22 protein-coding genes and 3 tRNA genes are annotated in these 22,242 nt (G+C 68.8%); 9 read left to right on the forward strand and 16 right to left on the reverse strand.

Annotation, left to right across the window (positions count from 1 at the left end; all coding sequences use genetic code 11):
• Both G3I41_RS32850 and G3I41_RS32855 read left to right on the forward strand, forming a co-directional pair.
• Positions 1–1,148, forward strand: a 1,148-nt coding sequence (locus G3I41_RS32850) for a trypsin-like peptidase domain-containing protein (protein WP_164404181.1), incomplete at its 5' end; no start/stop codon positions are given.
• A gap of 53 nt (positions 1,149–1,201) precedes the next feature.
• Positions 1,202–1,289: transfer RNA gene (locus tag G3I41_RS32855), tRNA-Ser, on the forward strand.
• 139 nt (positions 1,290–1,428) lie between these two features.
• Here the strand turns inward: G3I41_RS32855 and G3I41_RS32860 are convergent.
• From G3I41_RS32860 to G3I41_RS32920, 13 genes are all read right to left on the reverse strand, one after another.
• Positions 1,429–2,832, reverse strand: a complete 1,404-nt coding sequence (locus G3I41_RS32860) for a site-specific integrase (RefSeq protein ID WP_203601997.1) — start codon at positions 2,830–2,832, stop codon at positions 1,429–1,431.
• Positions 2,833–2,895: 63 nt separating this feature from the next.
• On the reverse strand, positions 2,896–3,081 hold the full coding sequence (locus G3I41_RS32865; protein WP_164404182.1) for a helix-turn-helix domain-containing protein: 186 nt from the start codon (positions 3,079–3,081) through the stop codon (positions 2,896–2,898).
• Positions 3,082–3,515: 434 nt separating this feature from the next.
• Positions 3,516–4,991: an ATP-binding protein gene (locus tag G3I41_RS32870; RefSeq protein ID WP_164404183.1), complete on the reverse strand. Its 1,476-nt coding sequence runs from the start codon at positions 4,989–4,991 to the stop codon at positions 3,516–3,518.
• A 2-nt stretch (positions 4,992–4,993) separates the two neighbouring features.
• Positions 4,994–5,845, reverse strand: coding sequence for a bifunctional DNA primase/polymerase (locus G3I41_RS32875; RefSeq protein WP_164404184.1), 852 nt, complete (start codon positions 5,843–5,845; stop codon positions 4,994–4,996).
• A 78-nt stretch (positions 5,846–5,923) separates the two neighbouring features.
• On the reverse strand, positions 5,924–6,325 hold the full coding sequence (locus G3I41_RS32880) for a hypothetical protein (protein WP_203602000.1): 402 nt from the start codon (positions 6,323–6,325) through the stop codon (positions 5,924–5,926).
• Positions 6,326–6,615: 290 nt separating this feature from the next.
• Positions 6,616–8,697, reverse strand: a complete 2,082-nt coding sequence (locus tag G3I41_RS32885) for a hypothetical protein (protein ID WP_164404186.1) — start codon at positions 8,695–8,697, stop codon at positions 6,616–6,618.
• 1 nt (position 8,698) lies between these two features.
• Entirely contained in the window at positions 8,699–9,301 is a 603-nt protein-coding gene (locus tag G3I41_RS37270) for a hypothetical protein (protein ID WP_239081956.1), read from the reverse strand.
• A 1,062-nt stretch (positions 9,302–10,363) separates the two neighbouring features.
• A complete protein-coding gene (locus G3I41_RS32895) occupies positions 10,364–10,573 on the reverse strand; it encodes a hypothetical protein (RefSeq protein ID WP_164404188.1) in 210 nt (69 codons plus the stop codon).
• Positions 10,574–10,612: 39 nt separating this feature from the next.
• On the reverse strand, positions 10,613–10,951 hold the full coding sequence (locus tag G3I41_RS32900; RefSeq protein ID WP_164404189.1) for an RRQRL motif-containing zinc-binding protein: 339 nt from the start codon (positions 10,949–10,951) through the stop codon (positions 10,613–10,615).
• Positions 10,948–11,949 (reverse strand): DUF2637 domain-containing protein, encoded by a 1,002-nt coding sequence (locus tag G3I41_RS32905; RefSeq protein ID WP_164404190.1) that lies wholly within the window; start codon positions 11,947–11,949, stop codon positions 10,948–10,950. Before G3I41_RS32905 ends, G3I41_RS32900 begins: the two co-directional genes overlap by 4 nt.
• On the reverse strand, positions 11,946–12,236 hold the full coding sequence (locus G3I41_RS32910) for a DUF6303 family protein (RefSeq protein ID WP_164404191.1): 291 nt from the start codon (positions 12,234–12,236) through the stop codon (positions 11,946–11,948). Before G3I41_RS32910 ends, G3I41_RS32905 begins: the two co-directional genes overlap by 4 nt.
• Positions 12,233–12,427: a hypothetical protein gene (locus tag G3I41_RS32915; RefSeq protein WP_164404192.1), complete on the reverse strand. Its 195-nt coding sequence runs from the start codon at positions 12,425–12,427 to the stop codon at positions 12,233–12,235. The genes G3I41_RS32910 and G3I41_RS32915 overlap by 4 nt, the downstream gene beginning before the upstream one ends.
• Positions 12,424–12,690: a DUF6284 family protein gene (locus tag G3I41_RS32920; RefSeq protein WP_164404193.1), complete on the reverse strand. Its 267-nt coding sequence runs from the start codon at positions 12,688–12,690 to the stop codon at positions 12,424–12,426. The genes G3I41_RS32915 and G3I41_RS32920 overlap by 4 nt, the downstream gene beginning before the upstream one ends.
• Before the next feature lie 434 nt (positions 12,691–13,124).
• On the opposite strand from G3I41_RS32920, the gene G3I41_RS32925 reads away from it, so the two are divergent.
• Complete coding sequence (locus G3I41_RS32925; protein WP_164404194.1) at positions 13,125–13,883, forward strand: GntR family transcriptional regulator; 759 nt, start codon at positions 13,125–13,127, stop codon at positions 13,881–13,883.
• Positions 13,884–14,005: 122 nt separating this feature from the next.
• Positions 14,006–14,566: an ATP-binding protein gene (locus G3I41_RS32930; RefSeq protein ID WP_164404195.1), complete on the forward strand. Its 561-nt coding sequence runs from the start codon at positions 14,006–14,008 to the stop codon at positions 14,564–14,566.
• A gap of 360 nt (positions 14,567–14,926) precedes the next feature.
• Here G3I41_RS32930 and G3I41_RS32935 read toward each other — a convergent pair whose 3' ends face one another.
• A complete protein-coding gene (locus G3I41_RS32935) occupies positions 14,927–15,718 on the reverse strand; it encodes a hypothetical protein (RefSeq protein ID WP_239081957.1) in 792 nt (263 codons plus the stop codon).
• 9 nt (positions 15,719–15,727) lie between these two features.
• Positions 15,728–17,206: an RNA-directed DNA polymerase gene (locus G3I41_RS32940; RefSeq protein ID WP_164404196.1), complete on the reverse strand. Its 1,479-nt coding sequence runs from the start codon at positions 17,204–17,206 to the stop codon at positions 15,728–15,730.
• Between the two features lie 493 nt (positions 17,207–17,699).
• On the opposite strand from G3I41_RS32940, the gene G3I41_RS32945 reads away from it, so the two are divergent.
• The 5 genes from G3I41_RS32945 to G3I41_RS32965 all read left to right on the forward strand — a co-directional run bounded on the left by G3I41_RS32945 (position 17,700) and on the right by G3I41_RS32965 (position 21,216).
• Positions 17,700–17,778 (forward strand) — tRNA-Ser (locus G3I41_RS32945).
• An 82-nt stretch (positions 17,779–17,860) separates the two neighbouring features.
• A tRNA-Trp gene (locus tag G3I41_RS32950) sits at positions 17,861–17,935 on the forward strand.
• Between the two features lie 233 nt (positions 17,936–18,168).
• On the forward strand, positions 18,169–18,480 hold the full coding sequence (locus tag G3I41_RS32955) for a hypothetical protein (RefSeq protein ID WP_164404197.1): 312 nt from the start codon (positions 18,169–18,171) through the stop codon (positions 18,478–18,480).
• Positions 18,481–18,748: 268 nt separating this feature from the next.
• Positions 18,749–19,399: a SigE family RNA polymerase sigma factor gene (locus tag G3I41_RS32960; RefSeq protein ID WP_164404198.1), complete on the forward strand. Its 651-nt coding sequence runs from the start codon at positions 18,749–18,751 to the stop codon at positions 19,397–19,399.
• A gap of 167 nt (positions 19,400–19,566) precedes the next feature.
• On the forward strand, positions 19,567–21,216 hold the full coding sequence (locus G3I41_RS32965) for a long-chain fatty acid--CoA ligase (RefSeq protein ID WP_164404199.1): 1,650 nt from the start codon (positions 19,567–19,569) through the stop codon (positions 21,214–21,216).
• Between the two features lie 75 nt (positions 21,217–21,291).
• Here the strand turns inward: G3I41_RS32965 and G3I41_RS32970 are convergent.
• Positions 21,292–22,242: response regulator (locus tag G3I41_RS32970; RefSeq protein WP_203601998.1), on the reverse strand; the 951-nt coding region annotated here is incomplete at its 5' end.

Here is a 22,242-nt window from a genome sequence, read left to right on the forward strand (position 1 = left end):
GCCCGCCCGGCGCAGCGCACACCCCCGAGGCGCCGCGCAAGCGCGGTGCGGGCGGTCTGGTGGCCGCCGTGGTGGTGGCGGCGCTCGTGGCGGGCGGCATCGGCGGCGCCCTCGGCTACTGGGCCGCGGACCGCAACGACGACGCCGGCTCGACCACGGTCTCCGCGTCGGCGAATCAGCAGGACCTCAAGCGCGACCCGGGCACGGTCGCCGGTGTGGCCGCCAAGGCGCTGCCGAGCGTCGTGACGATCGAGGCGCAGGGCGGTGACGGCGAGGGCGGTACGGGCACCGGCTTCGTGTACGACAAGGAAGGCCACATCCTCACGAACAACCATGTGGTGGCCTCGGCCGCGGACAGCGGCCAGCTCACGGCGACGTTCTCCAACGGCAAGAAGTACGACGCCGAGGTGGTCGGCCGGGCCCAGGGCTACGACGTGGCCGTCATCAAGCTGAAGAACCCGCCGAAGTCCCTGGCCCCGCTGCCGCTGGGCAACTCGGACAAGGTGGCGGTCGGCGACTCCACGATCGCGATCGGCGCCCCGTTCGGCCTGTCCAACACGGTCACCACGGGCATCATCAGCGCGAAGAACCGCCCGGTCGCCTCGGGCGACGGCAACGGCGGCAGCAACTCGTACATGAGCGCCCTGCAGACCGACGCCTCGATCAACCCGGGCAACTCCGGCGGCCCGCTGCTCAGCTCGGGCGGCGCGGTCATCGGCATCAACTCGGCGATCCAGTCGACCGGCAGCTCCGGCCAGAGCCAGGCGGGCTCCATCGGCCTCGGCTTCGCGATCCCGATCAACCAGGCGACGACCGTCGCCCAGCAGCTGATCAAGACCGGCCAGCCGGTCTACCCCGTCATCGGCGCCACGGTGACGATGGACGAGAAGAGCGGCGGCGCCGTCATCGCGGAGCGGGGCACCGGCGGCACGGACGCGGTCACGAAGGACGGCCCGGCGGCCAAGGCGGGCCTGCGTGCGGGCGACGTCATCACGAAGTTCAACGACACCGTCGTCGACAGCGGCCCCACCCTGATCGGTGAGATCTGGACCCACAAGCCGGGCGACCGGGTCACCCTGACCTACGAGCGCGACGGCAAGACGGCGACGGCCGAAGTCACCCTGGGGGAGCGCAAGGGCGACAGCTGACCGGATAGGCTGTCCCCGCGCCGGACCGGTCCCCACCGACCGCACCGGCGCGGGGTGGGTTGCCCGAGCGGCCTAAGGGAACGGTCTTGAAAACCGTCGTGGCGCGAGTCACCGTGGGTTCAAATCCCACACCCACCGCCACAGGTCAGAGAATGTGCAGGTCAGAGGGCGGGTCTCCGAGTCGGAGACCCGCCCTCTGCGTTCACCTTGTCTCACCCCGGGTGCCTGTTTCCCGGTGTCGGCCAGGCCGTGTGGGCCATACGTGGGCCAGAACCGCGCCTTACTCCTCCGCGCGAAGCCCCTGCTCAACGAGCAGATTGGCCGCCTCCGACCCGCCCTTGAGTAGCTTGGCGTAGAACCGGTAGAGCACCGCGAGGCTGTGGCCGGCGCGGGACGCGGCTTCCACCGGGTCCATGCCGGACTTGATCCACAGGGAAATGGCCGCGTGACGCAGGGCGTACGGAACGTCGGCCAACGGGGTGCCCTGCTCCCGCTCGCTGAGTACGGCCTTCCGCGCCTCGCTCCAGACCTCGGAGTACTCGTTCGACGTGAGGCGGCCACCACGCACGGCCCGGAACAGCCGGCCGTCCGGTGCCACGCCGAACCGCGCGATGTGAGAGCGGACCATGCGGACGTACGCCGGCGGAACGGGCACTGAGCGTACGGCCTTCCGGGCGCGGTGCTTGAGGCCCCGTTCGTCGTGGGACTTCCCGCTGTCGGTCCAGCCGCTTCCCACCTCGGGGTGGCTCTCCGAAACCAGGACTTCGCCCCACGCGTCCGGCTCACTCTCCGGCGGCAGGTCGAAATCCGACTCCCGTAGGGCCACGGCCTCGCCGGGGCGCGTCGCCACGTAGTACACGGCCCCGTAGAACGCCTCCAGGTGCTCACCTCGGGCCCCCTGGGCGGCCACGGCGGCGAGCAGGTGGCGAGCGAGCCGCGGGCCGGGTACCCAGCGGAAGTCGACCTCATCTGAGGTCTGGGGCGCGGTCCAGTCGACGGACAGGAACGGGTGGCGGGTGAGGAGAGCCCGCTCCTCAACGGCGTACCGGAAGGCGTTGCTCAGCACCATGCGCTTCCGGTTCGCCGTGTTCTCAGCCGCCTGCTTCCCGTTCAGGAGCTTGGAGAGGGCGGCCAGTGCCGCTCGTACGTGCTCCGGCTTCGCGGCCTCATCCACCCGCATGGAGTGCTGGGCGACCCATTCCAGGGCTTCGCGGACGTTGTCCGGGAGCTCTTGGCCGTCAGCACGCGAGACCAACTCTTCCCCCGGACCGTCCACGGCCCGGAACGCCCACTGATAGAGGGCGGCCCGAAGCACGCGAGCGTCAGGGCGGGCGCCCCGACCGCTCGTGAAGACGGGCGTCACGACGGCAAGGGACTCTGCAATGCTCGCTCGATGCTTGGCCGCCGCTCCGGGCCACTTCATCAGCGCGTACGCCTTGGCGTGCTCGTACCACGTGGGCATGGAGAGCGCGGCAAGTTCCTTCTCGGGGAGACCGGTCTCCTCGTCAAAGCGTTGCCCGGCTTGTAGGGCGGCCATGAGCTGAGTACGGCGCCCGTCGGCCTGCGGCTTCAGCATGTAGCTCTTGGAATGCCCCTCGCCGCCGACCCGCCAGCGGAGTTCCCAGGGCTTCGGCCGGCCCTTGCGTTGGCGGATGGACCAGATGACGACTTCGAAGGTGAGCATGTCTCTCCAAAGAGAGAGGGCCCGCCGTGGCGGGCCCTCTCGGAACTGGTTGGTACAGCGGACTCAGGCGGCTTCCTCGTACTTGTTGAGCCACGCGTCAAGGTCGGCGCGGCGCACGCGGACCTGGTGGTTGGGGAGCTTGATGAGCTTGGGTGCGAGGCCCCGGGCGCGCATGCGGTAGAAGGCGGCGCGGGACATGTTCAGCTCGGCGAGGACTTCGGGGAGCTTGAGCATCTGGGGGCGGGCCATGGGTGCTACTCCTCTGGGATCTGGGCGTTAGGGCGCATCTGTCCTAAGTGGGAATCTCTGCGTCACCGCGTCATCCGCGTCACCTGAGCCTCTGACCTGGGATTTTGGGTGACGTGGGTGAGTGGTCGTGCGTCACCGGTGCGTCATCGTCTGCGTCGCCTGGTGACGCAGGTGACGCAGGATGACGCAGGGTCGGCCGTCTGCGTCACCGTTGTTGTCGCAGGTCAAGGGCCAGTTTTTGCCGTGGGTGACGCAGGTGACGCAGACCTTCCCTACTTAGGAAAAGAGAGGGCGGTCTGTAGTAGTGGTGCTCGTTCAGGCGTGAGAAGGAGCCCTTCGGGCACGCCTTTGGCGCGGCGTTCCGCCGACAAGCAAGAGGAGCACCCGGGCGGGCGTGCTCTTCTTGCTTGTGCGGGTGATGAGCCGGGCTCGGGTCAGAATGCGGCGGCCTGCTCGGGCGGTGGCGGTGCGCTCTGGCGGGTCATTTCGAGATAGCGGCCCGCCTTGGTGCGTCCGCTGTCGATGAGCACCCCGCGGGCGGCGAGGGTGGGTTGCAGCCGCTTGAGCCGGTCGGAGAGCACCTTGCCGGTGGTCGGCCACCCCTTGGGCAGGGGCCGCAGGTCGTCGCCGCTGTAGACGCGGCTGAGGCAGTGCAGCCACTCGGTGGACGTCATCCGCTGCTGGCCACCCGGGGCGATGGTGTCGGCGTGCGCGAGGACGGTCTGAGCGAGCAGATCCCCCTCGATCACGTCGTCGTTCAGGTCGTCCAGGCTCGCCCGGTACGCCGCGAGTGCACCGAGGCCGGTGGCGACGTCGAGCTGGGCGCACAGGTGCGCGAAGTCCGCCATCCGCAGATCCGTCGGCGTCTCTGCCTCGGCGGCCCGCACCTTCACCGTCAGGTCAAGGAGCGATCCGAGGGCGACGGGCAGGACGTCCTCGTACTCCGTCCAGAGTTCGGCTTCGGTGCGTCGGACGCGGGGGCGCTCCAGCCGCAAGGGCAGGAGGCGTTCTGCGAGGTCGGGGCGGATGACGCCGACGTCGATGCCGGTCAGGAGCAGGGGGCGGCGGTAGCGGGCGCGGAAGACGTCGCCGTCGGTGAACAGGGCGCGCTTGACGTTCTCGGCGCCGGTGACGATGCAGCACATGGCGTCGGACAGGTCCGGCGTCATGTGGGACAGGTTGTCCAGCGCGGTCACCCACCCCGCCGCGACGGCGGCGATCAGGTTCTCCTCATCCTTCGGGGCCCGGCGCAGGTCCCCGCTCATGCCCTCCACGATGCGTACGAGCATCCGTCCGCCCGTGGACTTCCCCGCCCCCTGGGGGCCGGTGAGGAACGGTGCGGGGACGGGAACGGAGGGCCCCAGGCATCCGATGAGCCAGGCGATGGCCAGGCACTCGGTTTCCGCGGTGGCGAAGTTGCACAGCCGCAGCAGAAGGTCGATGCCCTTGCCCTCGGTGTCCTTCGCCGGCAGGGGGAGCTCCCCGGTGAGCTGGGTGCGCCGCCAGCACACCTCGCGCGGGTCGGGGACGGTGATCTCCCAGCCGGTGGGGTGGATGCGGACGGACTTCCCGTCGGACCGTCCCAGGTCCAGCCACGTCGCGCCGTCGAAGCCGGGGGCGACGCGGATGTGCACGGCCTGGGTGTCCTCGGTCAGGGCGAGCGCTTCGATCAAGTCGAGCGCTTCCTTGAGGGCGGTGCCGTTGAACATGCCGTGACCGTCCTTGTAGAGGCCGACCATGAGTTCCTGGCGGTGGCTGCCGGTGGTGCCTTGGGAGCGGATGGGGCGGGCGACGGGGTGGCCGTTGCGCTGGGCGTAGACGGTGCCGTCGGCGGTGCGGAAGTACCGGAAGTGGGACTGGGCGTAGTCGGTGATGACTTCGCGGGCGGGGTTCTTCTCGTCGTCGGACACGGTCACATCCCCAGTCGGACGAGGGCGTTGGTCCAGGCGTCGGTGCAGTGCCGGGCAGACTCACCCTTGGACTGGGCGGCGGCGAACAGGCGCTGCATGTGGGCGTCGGTCAGGCACCCGCACCCGCCGTGCGTGGAGAGCACGGCGAGGAAGGTGCGGTAGACGGTGGCGTGCACGGCGGTCGTGGCGGCGGTAATTCGCTGCTCAGCCATGGCGATCCCGCGCTCCAGGAAGGCGGGCGTGCGGTGACGGCACTCCCCGCCCCCGGTCGGCACGGGCGCGGCGACGGCCCGGACCGGAGACGGCTTTGAGGCGACCAGCGCGCGGACGGTGCTGGGGAGGTCGGCCATGGGGCCGGAGCCGGGGCCCAGCCACCGGGTGTAGGACATCGTGGACTTGACGTCGACCCCGGGCCGTACGGCGTTCGCGGACTGCATGGCGCCCCGGTAGATCCAGTGCTCGCCCCGCGTGGTGGACACGGTGCGGGTGGCGGGGAGCGTGGCACGTGCCCAGGCAATGGCGTCGGCGTCGTCCAGGTCGACCACGGTCAGCCCGGCGCCGCCGGGGTGGTAGGCCACAGCCTCCGCCTGCCGCCACGCCGACGCCCATCCGGACCCGGTCAAAGTGGCGGGGTCGGTGGTGGCCGCGGCCCAGGCGTGGCACGGGCGCGAACACTCGCAGGGGCCGGGGGTCTTCATGTTCGGCCGGCCGTCGCACCTGCTGTACAGGCAATCGGGGCAGTTCGCGAACGGGACCTTCCCTGCGCGCAGGGGCAGGACCGGCAGGCCGTGCGCGGCGAGATCGAGTGCGGTGGCCAGGTGGAGGGCTCGCCGGACGGGGGTCAGTTGGGTCATGCTGGGTGTCTCCAGTTCTGTTGCGTGCTGGATGAGGGCGGCCCCGGACTTTGGCGAGACGGGGGCCGCCCTCGGTGTTCAGTGGTTGATGGTTCCGTGGGCCTTGCCGAAGAGGCCGGTGGCGGTGATGTTCTGCGTGATGTGGGTCGAGCCCCCGCCGGTCCCGGTGGTGTTGCGGCCGAGTCGCAGGAGGGCGGGGACGCCGATGGCGGCGGCGGCGATGAGGGCGACGGCGGCCCAGAGGGCGTGGCTCATGGCGATCAGTCCCGGGGCGGCGTAGGAGATTCCGATGCCGGCAGCCGCGGTGCCGCCGCCGACGGTGGGCACGAGGAGCGCGGTTGTCTTGGCCCATGCCGGGATCGGCTGCGCGACCGGAACGGGTGGCGCTACGGGCGGCGGGGTGTGGGTGTAGGCGAGGGTGCGGATGCCGCCGGGGAGGGTGACGACCTGGACGCCGGGCGGGATCTCATCCGGCAGCATCGCGGGTCCCTCGGACGCGGGGAAGTAGGCGGGCTGGGCCACCGTAGCGGGGGTGCAGGTGGTGATCTGGTACGTGGCGTCATGCACGACGGGGCTCCTTCACGGGCCACAACAGCCGCCCGCCGGAGAGGGGGCGGGCGGCTGTCGGCTTGTCGTCTGGCTTGTCGTGTGCCTTGTCGCTTGTCTTGTCGCTTGTCGCCTTGCAGGTCACAAGCTGTTTCCGGCCCGCCCAAGCCCCTGTGGAGGGGTTCTCGGGCGGGCCGGGTGACAGGCGACAACCGGGGTGGCCGTCAGGTGTGGCGGCGGTGGACGTAGCGGGTCTTGGTGCCCTCTCCGACGCGCACCGCCTCGCCGGTCTGGGCCCATTCCTTGAGCCAGCCGACGACGGTCTGTCGGGTGGTGCCGTGCTCCTGGGCAAGGGCCCGGGAGATCGCGGAAGCGCCGGTGCCCTCGGGGCCGGCGTCCATGAGGAGCTGGAGCGCGGCCTGCCGGGCGGCGTTGTTCTCCGGCCGGAGCGCGGACAGGTTCAGCCCCGGCCCGGCCGGACGCTCCGACCCCGAGTCGGGCTCGGGGGCGGTGCCGAACTCCCGGTCGATCTGCTCCAGGAATGCCTGCACCGTGGCGTCGTGCTCGTCGGCGTGCGACTGGTCGCGGAGCGCGGACAGGTTCAACCCGCCACCGCCCGGTGTGGCCGTGTCAGCGGCCGGTGTTGCGGGGGCGGTGCTGTGGTCGCGCATCCACTGGGTCCGCTCCGGGCTCCACCGGTCCGCGTACGCCGCCCCGGCGGCCTTGGCCGACGGGCCGTCGAGAGTGGGGTGGATGCTGGCGGTGGCGGTGACGATGTCGCTGATCTGGTTGGGGAGGATCCGCCAGGACTTGAAGAGTCCCGGTTCGCTCTCCGGGGTGCCCATGAACCCGGAGCCCTTGTACGGGGCCTGCTCGGGACGCAGTCCGCGCGAGCCGGGGAACTGCTTGCCGAGGTCCATCCCTTCCTTCTCGCCGCCGGTCAGCGCGACGCGGACCTTGGCTTCCCGGCGGAGCATGAGGTTGCCGAGGACGGCGCTGGTGGCTCCGAGGGCGGTCAGGACGGTGCGGGCGCCCATGGCGCGGGCGATGCGGATGACTTCCAGGATGAGGGCGGCGAGCTTCTTCAGCTCGCGGTCGTTGCTGGACAAGATCTCGGCGCCCTCATCGATGACCAGCATGATCTGGGGGATCTGCGGGCTGATGGGCAGAAGATCGGTGTTGGCCCGTGCCATCAGGTCCTGGTAGGTGGTCTTGCGGTGCTTGGCGATCCGCACCAGGGCATTCAGCATGACCAGGGCCTCTTCGCGGGTGCCTGCCAGCCAGTCGATCCCCGGACGGGCACCCTGCAACGGGTTCCCGTACAGGTCGAAGGCGGGGCGGACCCAGGGCAGGCCGGCTGACCCGGCGTTGAGGTCGATGACCCAGGTCAGGACGTCCTCGGCGCGGGCGAACCCGGCGAGGATCGTGTGGACCATGTTCGTCTTGCCCGAACCGGTCGGCCCGACGACCAGAGCGCACTGCTCGCGCAGATAGGCCCGGATCTCGTCCGCGTTGGTCCGCAGGCCCCAGGGGATGCCGGTGTGGATGGACAGGCGGCTGTAGTCGGAGGGGTAGAACACCTCCTGCTCCAGCACATTCTTCGTCGTGACATCGATCAGCACCCGCCCCTGGTCGATGCCGGGCCCGGCGGTCGCGGTGCAGCCGTGCGGCAGGCGGGCATCGGCGCTGAGCTTGGCCGCTTCCTGTGCGATGCGAGTGTAGGTGGTGCCTCCCGGCGGGAGTTCGGCATCGATGGTGAAGCCGGTCCCGGTCGGCCACATCTCCACCGCGAGCACACGCAGGCTGATGCCGCAGACCCGCTGAACGCGGTCCACCCACTCCGCGGCGATCTCACGGCGCCCGGCGGACAGTTCGGCCGCCACCTGTCGTTCAGCCGCCGCGAGGGCTTCCAGCTCCCGGGCCTCCTCATGCAGGAGCGTGGAGTGGGCGGTCGTGCCGATCCCGACCCCGAGCACGGCGAGGGAACCGAGCGCCGCCCACGTCAGGGGCCCGTCCGTCATGGCCCACGTCGTCCATCCGGCCCCGACCAGCCAGGATGCGGAGCGCATGGCGATGGTCCGGGCGGACAACCGGTCGCGCAGGCTGCTGATGGTGTGGCCGATCGCGCCGGCGGTGCCGACCAGGAGAACCCAGCCGGGGGGCATGTGGGCGGCGGCACCGGTGGCGGCGACGGCGAAGGCGCCGGTGGTGGCGGACAGAGCGCCGGTCACGGGTCCGTGACCGGCAGCCCAGTCCCACACCGGCCCACCCGAACCACTGTTGTTGGTGGTGGTGTTGGTGGCCATGTCAGACGTTCCAGCCCTTCTCGGCCTCGGGGCCGTTGCGGGGGTCCTCGTGCCGGGCGATGTCGTGCTCGTGCACCTGGCGGAACAGCTCACCGAGGTCACCGGACGCGTCCACGGCCCGCATCAGGGCGCCGTAGATCTCGTCAAAGGCCCCGGCGATGTCCTTCTCCAGCGGGAACTCCGAGTCCGAGCGCTCCGCGAGGATGCGGAACGTGTTCGCGACCGAGGTCAGGGCGTCGGGCAGGTTCTCGACCATGGAGAGGATCTCCATGCTGTTCTCGGGCTCGTAGGTGCGGGCCGCGTTCTCCATCTCGGCAGCGGCCTCTTCGAAGCGGAAACCGGACATGCTGACAACCTCCAGCGGAGTACTGAACGGGGCGGGCAGAAGATGGAACGGGCGCTGCACGGTGTCGCCGATCTCCTGATCAGCACCGTCGCCCTCGGCGTCGATGGCCTGCTCCTCGGCAGCCAACCGCTCACGGATCGCCTCGTCACGCGCGGCACGGCGCTCATCAGCGGTGCGCATCAGGTGCTGGTAGAGACGCCGTCCAGGGTGCTGGAGCCAGGCCCAGCCGAGCCTGCGGCCCAGCGGCGTAGACAGCATCCCGAGCAGCCCCAACGGGGCCGCGAGCAGCCCAGCCAGCAGACGACGGTTGTGACGCCGCAGTGCCGACCGGCGCAGGGCGGAGCGGGCGGCGCGGCGGACACCGGCACGGCGAACCCGGTCTCGGCCGGCGGCGAGCTGAGCGGCACTCCGCTGGTCCCGTGCGGCACGGTTTCGGCGCACCGCGGTGTCCCGGGCGGAACGCGCGGCGCCTGCCACCGCCCGACCGGCACGGCCGACCAACCCCGAACGGGACCTGCCGGAGGCGGTGTTGGCGCGGGCGGTACGGCGGGCATCGGCAACCGAACGGCGAGCCTGAGCCGTGCCCGTACGCGCCGCGTGACGAGACGGAGAGCCCCGGCGGGCCGTGTCGCGCAGGGCCTTGACCTGCGAAACCCGGCCCGCAGAGGGTGACTTGCCACCGCGTCCCGCAGTGCCGCCACCGGCTTTGACGCCAGCACCGGTCCGGCCCGTCTTCGGAGTGGACCGGCCACCAGCCGTACGAGTGCCCGCAGCCCCCTTGGAGGCGCCACGGGTCCGCGAGGTGGGGCCAGCGGAGCGGGAAGCGCTCTTCGTACGGGCCTGCGCGGGCAGCCCGCTACTGGCACTGCCCGCACGGGCGGAGCGCTGTCGGACGGTGCCCGTACGGACGGGGTTCGCCGCACGACGAGCGGTGCGAGCCCTGCGGCGGCGCACCGCGGCGGCAGCGCCGACGACGGCAGCACCCGTGGCGGCCACCGCGACGCCGACCGGGCCGGCTGCCAGCGAGGACGCGGCGACCACCCCGATCGTGGAGTTGACCCCGGTCACCGCGAGCGGCACCACCGGCCACCCGCCCGGCGTGTGCTCCACCTCCCGGCCGGCGGACTGCGCGGGAGACGCCGGGGTCGGGGCGGGGTTGTTGGTGGGGGGAGGGGGTTCGGGTGAGGTAGCAGCGGGGGCTGCTACCGGTTCTGTACTGACTTCCGTCATGCTGAGTGCACTCCCTTGTGGAGGAGGCGGTGACCCGAACCCGGCCTACCAAGCGAGAGTTCGGGTCACCGCGCAGCCAGTCGTACGAGGTCAGAGCGTGTTCGGCTCCAGCGAGAAGAACATGACGTTGCCGCCCACCAGGTCGGGGTGGCGCTGCTCGAACTCCCGCCGGATCGCCTTGTACGTCTCGTGCCGCGACCAGTCCGGCTCCGGCGTCAGGAAGCCGGACCAGTCGGCCACCGCGTATCCACCGCGAGGGTCGGGCTTCTGCACGGTGATGACGAAGTGGTAATCGGGCATGCCGTACTCCAACTTCTGTGGAAGGGTGCTTACCGCTTTTCACGCGGCTGACAGTTCGGCTGTATCGGCGCAGGTCACGCACGTGCCGAGCGAGCGCGGGATGCAGTACCCGGCATCCCGATGACAGGCGGGGCAGGTGCGACGGGCCCGCATGGCCGCCGCGAGGGCGGCGGTGCGACCCGGGGTCATGGGCCGTACCGGGCGGGCGAGGTCGATGCGGTAGAGGTAGGCGACCAGCGGCTCACGGCGCCGCCGGGGCCGGCGGACTTCCGCGGCCACGTCTTGACCACCTGGGCGCAGTCCCATCGCACGGAGCTGACGCCGGGTGGCCAGACCCTCGGGGGCCAGGCGCCACCGGTACGTGGGCAGGCCGCTCATGCCGAGGCGCCCTCAAGAGCGGGGGCGGTGGTGTCGCGCAGTTCCTGGTAGCGGGTGGAGACCCAGCCGACCGACCACCCGCACAGCTCCGCCGCGTTACGCACGGGCAGGCCGCAGGCGTGGGCGGCGGTGACGATCTGCCGGGCCCGGTCCTCGGGCAGCTTGGTGTTCACCGGGCCACCGGACAGCAGCGCTTCGCGTTCACGGGCCTCACGCTCGGCCCGCTCCTCCTGCTGTCGACGCTCTGCCTGCTCGCGCTCCAGACGCTCGCGCTCGCGGCGCTGAGCGACCTCACGTTCAAGGCGTTCACGCTCGGCGCGCTGGTGTTCACGCTCGCGTTCACGGCGTTCACGAGCCTCCCGCTCAGCACGCTCCCGGGCCTCGGCCCGCTCACGCTCCTCACGCCGCACCGCCGCCTCACGCGCCGTCTGTTCACGGGCCAACAGGGCTTCGTGCTCACGCTGCTCACGCGCCAGCAGGGCGGCGTGCTCGCGCTCCTCACGGGCCCGCCGCTCCTGCGCCTCGCGGAGTTCGGCGGCTTCCTGCTCGCGCTCCTTGCGGTCGGCCTTGAGCTGGGCTTCCCGGGCCTGCTGGGCGTCTGTGATGGCCCGGCGGTACGCGAGTCCGGCTTCGGCCGTGACGATCAGCAGGAGCGGGGCGACGGAGTGGACGGACGCCCCGACCAGGTCTTTCTTCAACACGCTGTCGGCGACGTTCAGGGCGAGCGTCATGACACCGGTCATCCACCGCAAGACGACCGGCCACCCGCCGCCGTTGCCGCCGAGGCGGGCCAGGGTGGCGCCCAGGCGGACCACGATGATCACGGCCGCGTCCACGACCAGCGGCAGGATCGGGGCCGTCCACCGCCAGCCCTCGGGGGTGTGGCGGGCCGCGAGCGGGGTGACCGTGAGGATCGAATACAGCATCGCTCCGCCGACGATCAGCCACGTTCCGGCGGACAGCGCCCGCTCCGCTGAACGGATCTGAACATCGTTCACGACGCCACCTCCCGCACCCGTGCGGACGCGATCAGATGGACCGGGCCGGCCGGGTCATCGCCGGGGACGTGGTCCTCGGTCCAGTCCCACGCGGGGCCGTCGGTGAACGTGTAGCCGAGCGCGTTCAGGGCCCGTGGACGGTCCTGAACACTCGGCACCGTGGCGCCGTCGAAGACGTACTCGGGCCACTCGGAGACCAGCTCGCCGTAGATCACCACGTACAGGCGCCACCGGCCGGTGACCGGTGCGATGGACATCTGGGCGGTGAAGGTGTCGGCCGTCGTCATGCCCCACCACCCCGACGGGCACGGCCGTAGAGCACCCAGCCGATGAGCTGAACGACGACGGCGCCGGCGCTCAGCCACCGCCACGCCGGTTCGTCCAGCACGGCCGCCAGCACCGACCCGACACCCGCCAGGCTGATACCGGCGAACACGAGCACGAGCGCGGCGCGCTGCGACAGCGAGAAGCCGTTCATGCCGCACCACCCGGCTGCACCGTGACGGTGCGGTTGGTCAGGTCACGGCGGGCGGCCAGGACCCGGTTCCGGGCCCGGCGGATACGCCATACGTCCAGCTCACTGGCCGGGCGGTCGATGGTCATGATCTGCGCGTCGAGCAGCTCGACCTCCGCCCGGATGAGCGGCATCTCCTGCTCGATCGCGTCCAGCTCAGCGGCCGGCGGCTCGAAGTCGAGCGACCCGGCCGTAACAAGGTCCTGAAGTGCTGCGATGGTCTTCATGGGTCGTTGTCTCCCTGGCAGGTGAGACGGCCCGAACAGCGGCTCCGGTGTTCCCGCACCGGAGCCGCACGCCGTCGAAGTCGGTAATCCGGCTCCCCTCAGCGCCGCACGTACGAGACGTGCGGCGGAGGCAACCGGCCGCAGCTCGAACGCTGCGGATAGAGCAAATCGCGCTGTACTCACACGGAGAGCCCGTGTGGCCGCCTACTTGGCCGAGGAGAGGCGGCGTGATCCCCATTCAGTTGTCAAAGATCCGGCGCTTCCTTGGAGCCCGTTTCACGGAGCCCTCCGGGCGGCGGACACAGGTGTGTCGGGAGCCCTCCGCGCAAGCGATCCGACCGGCGGGCACATCCCTAAGGTTCCCTAGGGTTCCCTGCGGTGTCAAGCAGTAAGGTAGGGAACCTCAGGGATGTTCACGCGAAGGAGCAAGCGAAATGGCAGGCCAGGCCGACAATCGGGCGCCTTACGCAAAGATTGCCGCTCACTACTCAGAGCTGATCTCGTCCGGCGAGTTGCGGCCGGGGACGCTCCTGCCGAGCATCAAGAACCTCGCCGAAGAGTGGAAGGTCAGCACTGCCACGGCGGAGAAGGCCCTGCGGAAGCTGCGCAGCGAGGGCCTTGTCCGAGGCATCCACGGAATCGGCACCGAAGTCTTGGACCAGCCGGCCCCGATGTCCTCGGGCGCCCAGCGACAGGACCGGGGACGCCGTACCGGCTCCAGCTGGGGGACGGGCGAACGGTCCGACTCGCACCAGGCAGCCGTTGTGCCAGCACCCGCTGACGTAGCGCAGGCCCTAGACATCAAGCCCGGCTCGAAGGTCGTACGGCGCAGCCGGGTGTACCGGGACCGGCACGGCATCGTCGCTCACAGCACGTCGTGGATTCCCGCCCGGTACGGGAAGCTGGTGCCGCAGCTGGCGGAGAGCGAGCGCCTGACGGGGGGCACGTCGCTCCAGCTCATCGCCCAGGCGACCGGCCACCCGATCACTCGCCGAATCGACACCGCATCGTCCAGCCGTCTCACACCGGAGCATGCGCGGCTTCTGGAACTGGACCCGGAGAACCCGCCGGCCGATCCGGTGGTCGTGATGACCGCGAAGTTTCTGGACAGTGAGGACACCGTCGTGGAGTACGGCGTCGACCTCGGTGCGCCGGGCCGTACGTGGCGCACCGAAACCGAGGTCACCCTGTGACAGGCGCGAACACCACACCCGCGAACGAGCCAGAAGAGCGAGGGGGTGCCCCGCTCACGGCCAGGCCCGGTGGCAGCACAGCGCCAGGAACCGAAAGCGAGGCAGCAGTCATCTCACGAGCCATGACGCAACCGACGCCCGCGCGCCCCCCGTTCTGCGTGCTGATGGCCGGGCTTCCCGGTTCTGGCAAGACCACACTGTCCCGCGCCCTGACGGATCGGGGATTCGTGCGCCTGTGCCCGGACGAGGAAATGTTCCGCCGGCACGGCGTCTATGGAGTCGACTTTCCGCGGGGCGTTTTCCCCACCTTGGAACGGCCCGTGCTCGCAGACGTGGCGGCCGACCTACGCACACAGCTCAAGGCCGGACATGACGTCGTAGTCGACCACGGCTTCTGGACCCCCGAGGATCGCGCCAAATGGCAGGTCATTGCCACCGACGCCGGCGCGGTCCCCGTGCTCGTCTACCTTGCTGCCAGCCATGAAGAACTCTGGTCCAGGGTCAGCAAGCGCAACGAGTTCCACGCGAACGACCCGAACGCAATCTACTTCGCGGAAAGTGACCTCCAGCGCTACCGCACCAGATTCGTGCCTCCTACACCAGACGAGCCGCACCTGCTGTACGAGGGCGACCCAGCCGATGTCCTCATGGCCTTGCAAGGGCCTGATCGCTATTCCCTCTGAAGAGGTGGGCAGGTCATCGACGGCCCGCAGTACTTGGGTCGGTTGTTCTCCTGGCCTGACCAAATGAGAGCAGGAAAAGGTTCTCTACCTCGCCAGAACGGCTCGCTCCGTTTGTCGCGCGCGGCCCGGCCCCCAACCTGCGCTTCTATCTCGCCCCGCTCCAGCCCTGCCGGTGCCTGTGCCGCGCTCATGTCAATCGACAGGCTGATGCCCTAGGGGGGTACATCATGGCTAGAGTGGTCGAAGATCCTGATCCCAAGTCGCGCTTGCCGGCAGGCCGCAGTCTGCTCAATCCTCCATGACGGGGCCTTGAGCACTTGCGCCGAAGCAGCACCCCGCCCTATCCGCTCCGATACCTCGTCACAGGATGCGTTGGCTGTGCGCCGAGATTTCGATGGTCTGAGGCTGCCCCGTGATGGCGCCGCGACGTTTGATCTGTTGCGAAGAAACCCACACGATGTCCGGATGCCCCGTGGCGGCCAGTTGGCGAAATGCATCCTCTTGTTCTTGGTTGGGCACGAGCTCATAGACGTCCGCCACCAGAATCTCCAATGATTCTGCCCACGGACTGTAGCGAATACGATCAACCTCTCGCCCAAGATAGTTGTGCATGATGTGTGGAAATTTATCTAGCGGAAGAATCCCAGTCGCTAGCAATTCCTCTTGAAATTCACGCCATGGAGAATCCTCGCGACCTTGCCGAGAATCGAACCAACGGAAGAACTGAAATATGTTCTTCCCCGGTACTCGTACGCGCAGGTCGCCATATCTTACAGAATCGAGGGGGATTAGGTCATCATCTGTTACCCCCATGGCGGAAAGCGTGGCGTTCCCTTGGGGTGAAACCTTGTGAACCCCGCCCACTGGTTGGAATTGGGTGCGGTACCGTGATCCTCGGATCAGTAGATAATTTCCGTCGACGTAGATTTTGAACAAGTACGATGTCGAGACGCGTATGGAACGGCCGCGATAGCGCAGCGAATACCAAAGATGCCTAATATTTCCCCAGTTCTGTGCTACCTCGTCAATCACTGGTACGAACAAACCCACACTGAGACCAGCGGTCATATTGACGAGCGTGGAGTTGCTGATGAAAAAACTGGCCACCCCTGTTGAAATCGCCAGAAGTGCGTATACGGCAAGGCGCAGCAAAAAAATCTCCTAGCGGGGTAGGGGGACTGCGGGGTCACCGAGAAGGTAACGGCTAACCCACATCAGCCTAGAGGTCGACCGAGCCAATCTCTCAAGCAGTGGTCGGGAGACCGAGTGTGCTTCGTACATTGCGACCAGCAATGCGCGGCGAACGTTAACGTCGGATTCGTTCTCGTACTCGCGTCGCAGGAGCTGTCCGTCAGCGATCGTACTTACCCTTCCGAGATATCGGGCGGCAAACTCGCGAGGAAGGCTCGACTTATTCTTGTTCTGAAGTATCGCCCAGGCTGCATCCCGGATTTCGGGTGAGCTGATTCTCTGGCGCGTAGCTGCTTGAAGTATGCGCTGCTCCAAGCTGTCGTACTTATGGCCAGCGGCCTGCTGCATCGTAGACACGTAGGCCCTGGTGACTGCATTTAAGCGCTCAGGAAAGCACTCAAGGTATCTGATTATTTCGACCACCAAGTGGTGACTTTCCTTGAGGTGTCGTAGAGCCCAGGGGAGTGCGCGGTCGTCCTTCAGGTTGCCCATACGGAAGAGCGCGAACTTCACGTCTCGGTCTAACTGCTTCCCTTCGGTTGCTTCGAGAAATAGTTTAAAGAGTCTTTCGTCGGCCCCAATTTCTCCAATCTTTAGCCCGTAATTGATCGCATCCTTTTCTAGGTTCTCGAGTTGCGAAAGTGCGTTCGCCTCGTCATAAATGCTCGTTTTGCTCATGGACATAGAGAGGCGGCGCGATCGAAGAATGGCGTTTATTTCAAGTAGTGCGTTCCGGAGCGACTCTCTCTCCGTGTCAAATAGCATCATGTCATCCGAGTAGCGCAGATACTCAAAATTCGCCCTGTGAACGAACTCGTCGACGGGTAGCAGGTAAAGATTAGCCAGGATGGCCGAAGAATCAGGCCCCTGCGGTATGCCCCAAGCGTGACTCGATGACTGGAACATTCGCAGATAGGTGATCAGATTTTCTGCTGCCCAGGTGGAAGCGCCCGTAGATTGGATATCGATCGCCAGCGTATCAATATCGATATGCTCGTAAAACGAAACAACATCAGTTCGGGCTAGCTGAAATGGAGTTTTAGTCACCAACTGCACGCCGTGCTTTTGCATGGAAACCCAGGAGTTGACGGGTGACCAGAACGACTTGCCGTTGTCGCCCCATCTTGCGCTGTAAACGCTGCCGCGAAGCTGCTCCTCAACCCGCTCTGCAATAGAGAAGACGAGTGTGTCGTAAACGAGACGATCGTGCACTGTCAGGCGGGCGATCGGTCGCACGGCGACTGGATTTTTGGGTAGATCTAGAACTTCGACATAGTCAGGGCCGACTTTGCCACTTCGGAGGGCAGTCAAAACGTTGTTGCGGACTTCAAACCAGGACGCGTTTATATCCGCCCAGTTGATGATGTCGGGTATTTCCGACCGACCTCGCCCGTGAAAGAGACGAGTCCATGCCTCATCGAGGTATGTGACGAACGGGCGACGGTTCATTTTTTCTCTTACTGCTCCCCCTGGTCGGCGTCACCGACGCGCGAAGACCTAGCGTATAGAAGAGAGGTGCTCAGTGACAGGGGCAGACTTAAGATCGCTGCCTCCCGGCACAGACGGCCCTCTGCGCCGGGAGGCTAATTGCGGACGCTCGCGGCTGGGCCCGGCAAGTGCCGCACGTCGAGCGGACTGCAGGCACGCGGTTCGTTCGCTATGAGGGTCAGTCGAACCACGTAGACAGCAGGCCCGCTGCACCGGCGCATAGTAGGCCGATGGAAGCGAGCACGGCGGGAGCTGTGATCTCTGGTGGTTGCCCCAAGGTTTACGAGCTCGAGGCGCTCTCGAGTGTGGACGAGGTTTCCCCAGGTGCTCTGGCTGGGGCCCCTGTTCCAGCCTGTTCTTGCGTTCCTCCTCTGAGAGCTCACCCACCGTGGGCCATGCGCGGGCCAGACCTGGCGCATACGGGCTTTCGTATGCCTTAGGTGCAGGTCAAAGCGGTCCCGATTGGGCAGGCGGCACGGTCTTGAAAACCGTCGTGGCGCGAGTCACCGTGGGTTCAAATCCCACACCCACCGCGGGTGAACGGCCCCCGACCGGGCGAACCGGGCGGGGGCCGTTCGTCATGGGGGCGGGGCTTCTAGGATGGCCGGCGGGGGCGGAGCCGTAGCGCAGAGGTCGTCGCGCGCGGTCTCCAAAACCGTGAGGACGCCGGTTCGAATCCGGTCGGGTCCGCCTCCGCCTTTCCCTCTTCGGGTGCCGCTCATGCGGGCGCAGGGTGCACGGTTCGCCTCGGGGCGGGGGTTTGGTTCGGGTTCCTCACGCTTGCGGGGGAACCGGAAGCGAGGAGCGGTTCGGCGGTGGGGCGGTGGGCAGTTCTGGTCCGCGACGTCGTGATCAGAACCGGGCGGTCGGCCGCCGGCCCGGGTTCAGCCTCAGCCCTACTTCCGGTTCCTGGAGGAACAGACATGGCAAGCATCCGTACCGCTCGTGCTCTCGCCGTCGTTGCCGCGCTGCCTCTGGCCGCCGTTCTCCTCGGCGGAGTGGCCCAGGCGGACAACGGCGCGCTCGCGAGCAGCGGATCGAACGCGGGCGTGGCCACGATCAGCGGCAGCGGCGTCGGCCGGGACAACGCGGGTAACTCCTCGACCTCGCAGCAGCAGGCGACGGGCGCCGGAGCGTCGAACCAGAGCAACTCCGCGCAGGTGAACGGGTCCGGCTTCACCGACATCGACCAGTCCACGTACAACCTGGCGGTGAACTTCACGAACCTCTGGTGAGCCCCGAGCCGTTCGCGGTCCGGCCGGGGGGCCGGGCCGCGACGGGCTCGCACGACGGCCCGGCCGTACGCCACTCCGGCGTACGGCCGGGCCGTCCGCCGTCCACCCCGCGGCCGTACCGGGGCCTCGGGGCCGACCCTGAGGACCCGGGTACGGCCCCCTCCACCTACAGGAGGTGGAGGCGGACCCGGTCCTACACCCTGAGGCGGACGCGGTTTCGGGACCTGGGGGCGATTTGGGAGGCGGGCCCCGCTTCTAGCGTGGAGCCATGACCACGCCAGTCCGCACAGGCACCCACAGGGGAGCCGCACCGGCATGCACGTCGGCCGCGGTACGCACTTACGCGCCGGCGCGCGCCGCTGCCCCGGCGCGCACGCCGGGCACCTCAGGCCGTGCCGCGCGCACGTCGGCGGCGCCGCACCTTCCGTACCCCTCGTTCACCTCGTTCGTGCGGGCGCGCGGTCCGGTGCTGCTGCGGGCGGCGCGCTCGCTCACCGCCAACCCGAGCGATGCCGAGGACCTGCTGCAGACCGCGCTCACCAAGACCTACGTCGCCTGGGACCGGATCGAGGACCACCGCGCCCTCGACGGCTATGTCCGCCGGGCCCTGCTGAACACCAGGACCTCGCAGTGGCGCAAGCGCAAGGTCGACGAGTTCGCCTGCGACGAGCTGCCCGAGCAGGAGGCTGTTCCCGGCCCGGACCCGGCGGAGCGGCAGTCGCTGCACGACGCCATGTGGCGCGCGGTCCTGAAGCTGCCGGCCCGCCAGCGGGCGATGGTCGTCCTCCGCTACTACGAGGACCTGAGCGAGGCGCAGACCGCCGAGGTGCTCGGGGTGTCCGTCGGCACGGTCAAGAGCGCGGTCTCCCGGGCGCTCGGCAAGCTCCGCCAGGACCCGGAGCTGATCGGGGACCGCTGAGCGGTGGCCTCCGCGGAGGTGGAACAGAGGGGCCCGGCCCGGTTCCGGGCGGCGTGACAGTGCGTGGCGACACCGATTCGTACTCCCGGGAGTAGTGACATACCAAGCGGTATGTGCGCAGAATCAGCGCAACCCTACTGCCGCGTAGCGCCCACCGGGAGGACGCCGTGCTCAGCACCATGCAGGACGTACCGCTGACTGTCACCCGCATCCTGACGCATGGGATGACGATCCACGGGAAGTCGCAGGTCACGACCTGGACCGGAGAGCCGGAGCCGCACCGGCGCAGCTTCGCGGAGATCGGCCGGCGCGCCACCCAGCTCGCCAACGCCCTGCGCGACGAGCTGGGCATCGACGCCGACCAGCGTGTGGCGACCCTGATGTGGAACAACGCGGAGCACGTGGAGGCGTACCTCGCCATCCCCTCCATGGGCGCGGTGCTCCACACGCTGAACCTCCGCCTCCCCGCCGAGCAGCTGGTCTGGGTCGTCAAGCACGCCGACGACAAGGCCGTCATCGTCAACGGCTCCCTGCTGCCGCTCATCGCGCCGCTGCTTTCCCAGCTGACGTCGGTGGAACACCTGATCGTCTCGGGTCCCGGCGACCGGTCCGTGCTGGACGGCGCGACGGTGCGCGTGCACGACTACGAGGAGCTGCTCGCCGGCCGCCCCACCAGCTTCGACTGGCCGGAGCTGGACGAGCGCCAGGCCGCCGCGATGTGCTACACGTCCGGCACGACGGGGGACCCGAAGGGCGTCGTCTACTCCCACCGTTCGGTCTACCTGCACTCCATGCAGGTCAACATGTCCGAGTCGATGGGCCTGACGGACAAGGACACCACCCTTGTCGTAGTCCCGCAGTTTCACGTGAACGCCTGGGGTCTGCCGCACGCGACCTTCATGTCGGGCGTCAACATGCTGATGCCGGACCGTTTCCTCCAGCCCGCCCCGCTCGCCGACATGATCGAGCGGGAGCGCCCGACGCACGCCGCGGCCGTCCCCACCATCTGGCAGGGGCTGCTCGCCGAGGTCACCGCCAACCCGCGCGACCTCACGTCGATGGCCAACGTCACGATCGGCGGCGCCGCCTGCCCGCCCTCCCTCATGGAGGCGTACGACAAGCTCGGCGTCCGCCTCTGCCACGCCTGGGGCATGACGGAGACCTCGCCGCTCGGCACCATGGCCACGCCGCCCGCCGGACTGACCCCGGAGGAGGAGTGGCCCTACCGCGTCACCCAGGGCCGGTTCCCGGCCGGTGTCGAGGCGCGCCTCGTCGGTCCGGCCGGCGAGCACCTGCCGTGGGACGGCGAGTCGGCCGGTGAGCTGGAGGTGCGCGGAGCCTGGATCGCCGGTGCCTACTACGGCGGCGCGGACGGCGAGGCGTTGCGGCCCGCGGACAAGTTCAGTGAGGACGGCTGGCTGAAGACCGGCGACGTCGGCGTGATCAGCGAGGACGGCTTCCTCACGCTCACCGACCGGGCGAAGGACGTCATCAAGTCCGGTGGCGAGTGGATCTCCAGCGTCGAGCTGGAGAACGCTCTGATGGCCCACCCGGACGTCGCGGAGGCCGCCGTCGTGGCCGTCCCGGACGAGAAGTGGGGTGAGCGTCCGCTCGCCACTGTCGTCCTCAAGGAGGGCGCCACCGCCGACTACGAGGCACTGCGGGCGTTCCTCGCCGAGTCCGGCATCGCGAAGTGGCAGTTGCCGGAGCGGTGGTCGGTCATTCCGGCCGTGCCGAAGACGAGCGTCGGCAAGTTCGACAAGAAGGTCATCCGCAAGCAGTACGCGCAGGGTGAGCTGGACATCACGCAGCTCTGAGTCTCCGTACGGAGAGGGCGAGGGCGGTACGGGTGCGTTCCCGTACCGCCCTCGTCGTATGCCTCGGTACGCCGGTCAGTTCGTGCCGATCTTCGCGAGCAGGTCGACGATGCGGGACTGCACCTCGTCGCTCGTGGAGCGCTCCGCCAGGAAGAGCACGGTCTCGCCCGAACCGAGGCGCGGCAGCTCCGCCTCCTCGATGCCGGCCGAGGTGTAGACGACCAGCGGGGTGCGGTTGAGCTGGCCGTTGGCGCGCAGCCAGTCCACGATCCCGGCCCGGCGGCGGCGCACCTGCATCAGGTCCATCACCACCAGGTTCGGTCGCATCCGGGTCGCGAGCGCGACGGCCTCGCTGTCCGTCGCGGCGCAGGCGACCTGCATGCCCCGCCGTTCCAGCGTCTCCGTCAACGCGGCCGCGATGTCCTGGTGCTCCTCGATCAGCAGGACGCGTGGCGGGTGCTGTTCGCTGTCGCGCGGCGCGAGCGCCTTCAGGAGTACGGCGGGGTCGGCACCGTACGCCGCCTCCCGTGACGCCTGTCCCAGACCGGCGGTCACCAGTACGGGCACCTCGGCGGCGACCGCCGCCTGCCGCAGGGACTGGAGCGCCTTCCGGGTGATCGGCCCGGTCAGCGGGTCCACGAAGAGCGCGGCGGGGAAGGCCGCGATCTGCGCGTCCACCTCCTCGCGCGAGTGAACGATCACCGGCCGGTAGCCACGGTCGCTCAGCGCCTGCTGCGTGGGGACGTCGGGTGCGGGCCAGACGAGCAGCCGACGCGGGTTGTCGAGCGGCTCGGGGGGCAGCTCGTCGTCAACCGGCTGCGGGGAGGGGCGGTTGGCGACCTCGACAGCGCCACCGGGGCCGTCCAGCGGCTCGGGTCCCTCGGCCGCGTCCTCGTCGGGTGCGCCGATGGCGTACGCGCGCCCTTCGGCGGCGGGAGCGGAGAGCAGCTGCCCCGATCCCTGCCCGTGCACGGTGGGGGCGGGGGGTGCGGCGGCGGGTGCCGCGGGCCCGGGCTGCGGGGTCGC

Source organism: Streptomyces sp. SID9727, from assembly GCF_010550605.1.
GTDB lineage: Bacteria > Actinomycetota > Actinomycetes > Streptomycetales > Streptomycetaceae > Streptomyces.

Excerpts from the sequence above, each read along its gene's own strand:
- G3I41_RS32860 (WP_203601997.1), bottom strand. The coding sequence starts at position 2,832 with ATGCTCACCTTCGAAGTCGTCATCTGGTCCATCCGCCAACGCAAGGGC.
- G3I41_RS32865 (WP_164404182.1), bottom strand. The coding sequence starts at position 3,081 with ATGGCCCGCCCCCAGATGCTCAAGCTCCCCGAAGTCCTCGCCGAGCTG.
- G3I41_RS32875 (WP_164404184.1), bottom strand. The coding sequence starts at position 5,845 with ATGACCCAACTGACCCCCGTCCGGCGAGCCCTCCACCTGGCCACCGCA.
- G3I41_RS32880 (WP_203602000.1), bottom strand. The coding sequence starts at position 6,325 with ATGCTGCCGGATGAGATCCCGCCCGGCGTCCAGGTCGTCACCCTCCCC.
- G3I41_RS32885 (WP_164404186.1), bottom strand. The coding sequence starts at position 8,697 with ATGGCCACCAACACCACCACCAACAACAGTGGTTCGGGTGGGCCGGTG.
- G3I41_RS37270 (WP_239081956.1), bottom strand. The coding sequence starts at position 9,301 with ATGCTGTCTACGCCGCTGGGCCGCAGGCTCGGCTGGGCCTGGCTCCAG.
- G3I41_RS32895 (WP_164404188.1), bottom strand. The coding sequence starts at position 10,573 with ATGCCCGATTACCACTTCGTCATCACCGTGCAGAAGCCCGACCCTCGC.
- G3I41_RS32900 (WP_164404189.1), bottom strand. The coding sequence starts at position 10,951 with ATGAGCGGCCTGCCCACGTACCGGTGGCGCCTGGCCCCCGAGGGTCTG.
- G3I41_RS32910 (WP_164404191.1), bottom strand. The coding sequence starts at position 12,236 with ATGACGACGGCCGACACCTTCACCGCCCAGATGTCCATCGCACCGGTC.
- G3I41_RS32915 (WP_164404192.1), bottom strand. The coding sequence starts at position 12,427 with ATGAACGGCTTCTCGCTGTCGCAGCGCGCCGCGCTCGTGCTCGTGTTC.
- G3I41_RS32920 (WP_164404193.1), bottom strand. The coding sequence starts at position 12,690 with ATGAAGACCATCGCAGCACTTCAGGACCTTGTTACGGCCGGGTCGCTC.
- G3I41_RS32925 (WP_164404194.1), top strand. The coding sequence starts at position 13,125 with ATGGCAGGCCAGGCCGACAATCGGGCGCCTTACGCAAAGATTGCCGCT.
- G3I41_RS32930 (WP_164404195.1), top strand. The coding sequence starts at position 14,006 with ATGACGCAACCGACGCCCGCGCGCCCCCCGTTCTGCGTGCTGATGGCC.
- G3I41_RS32940 (WP_164404196.1), bottom strand. The coding sequence starts at position 17,206 with ATGAACCGTCGCCCGTTCGTCACATACCTCGATGAGGCATGGACTCGT.
- G3I41_RS32955 (WP_164404197.1), top strand. The coding sequence starts at position 18,169 with ATGGCAAGCATCCGTACCGCTCGTGCTCTCGCCGTCGTTGCCGCGCTG.
- G3I41_RS32960 (WP_164404198.1), top strand. The coding sequence starts at position 18,749 with ATGACCACGCCAGTCCGCACAGGCACCCACAGGGGAGCCGCACCGGCA.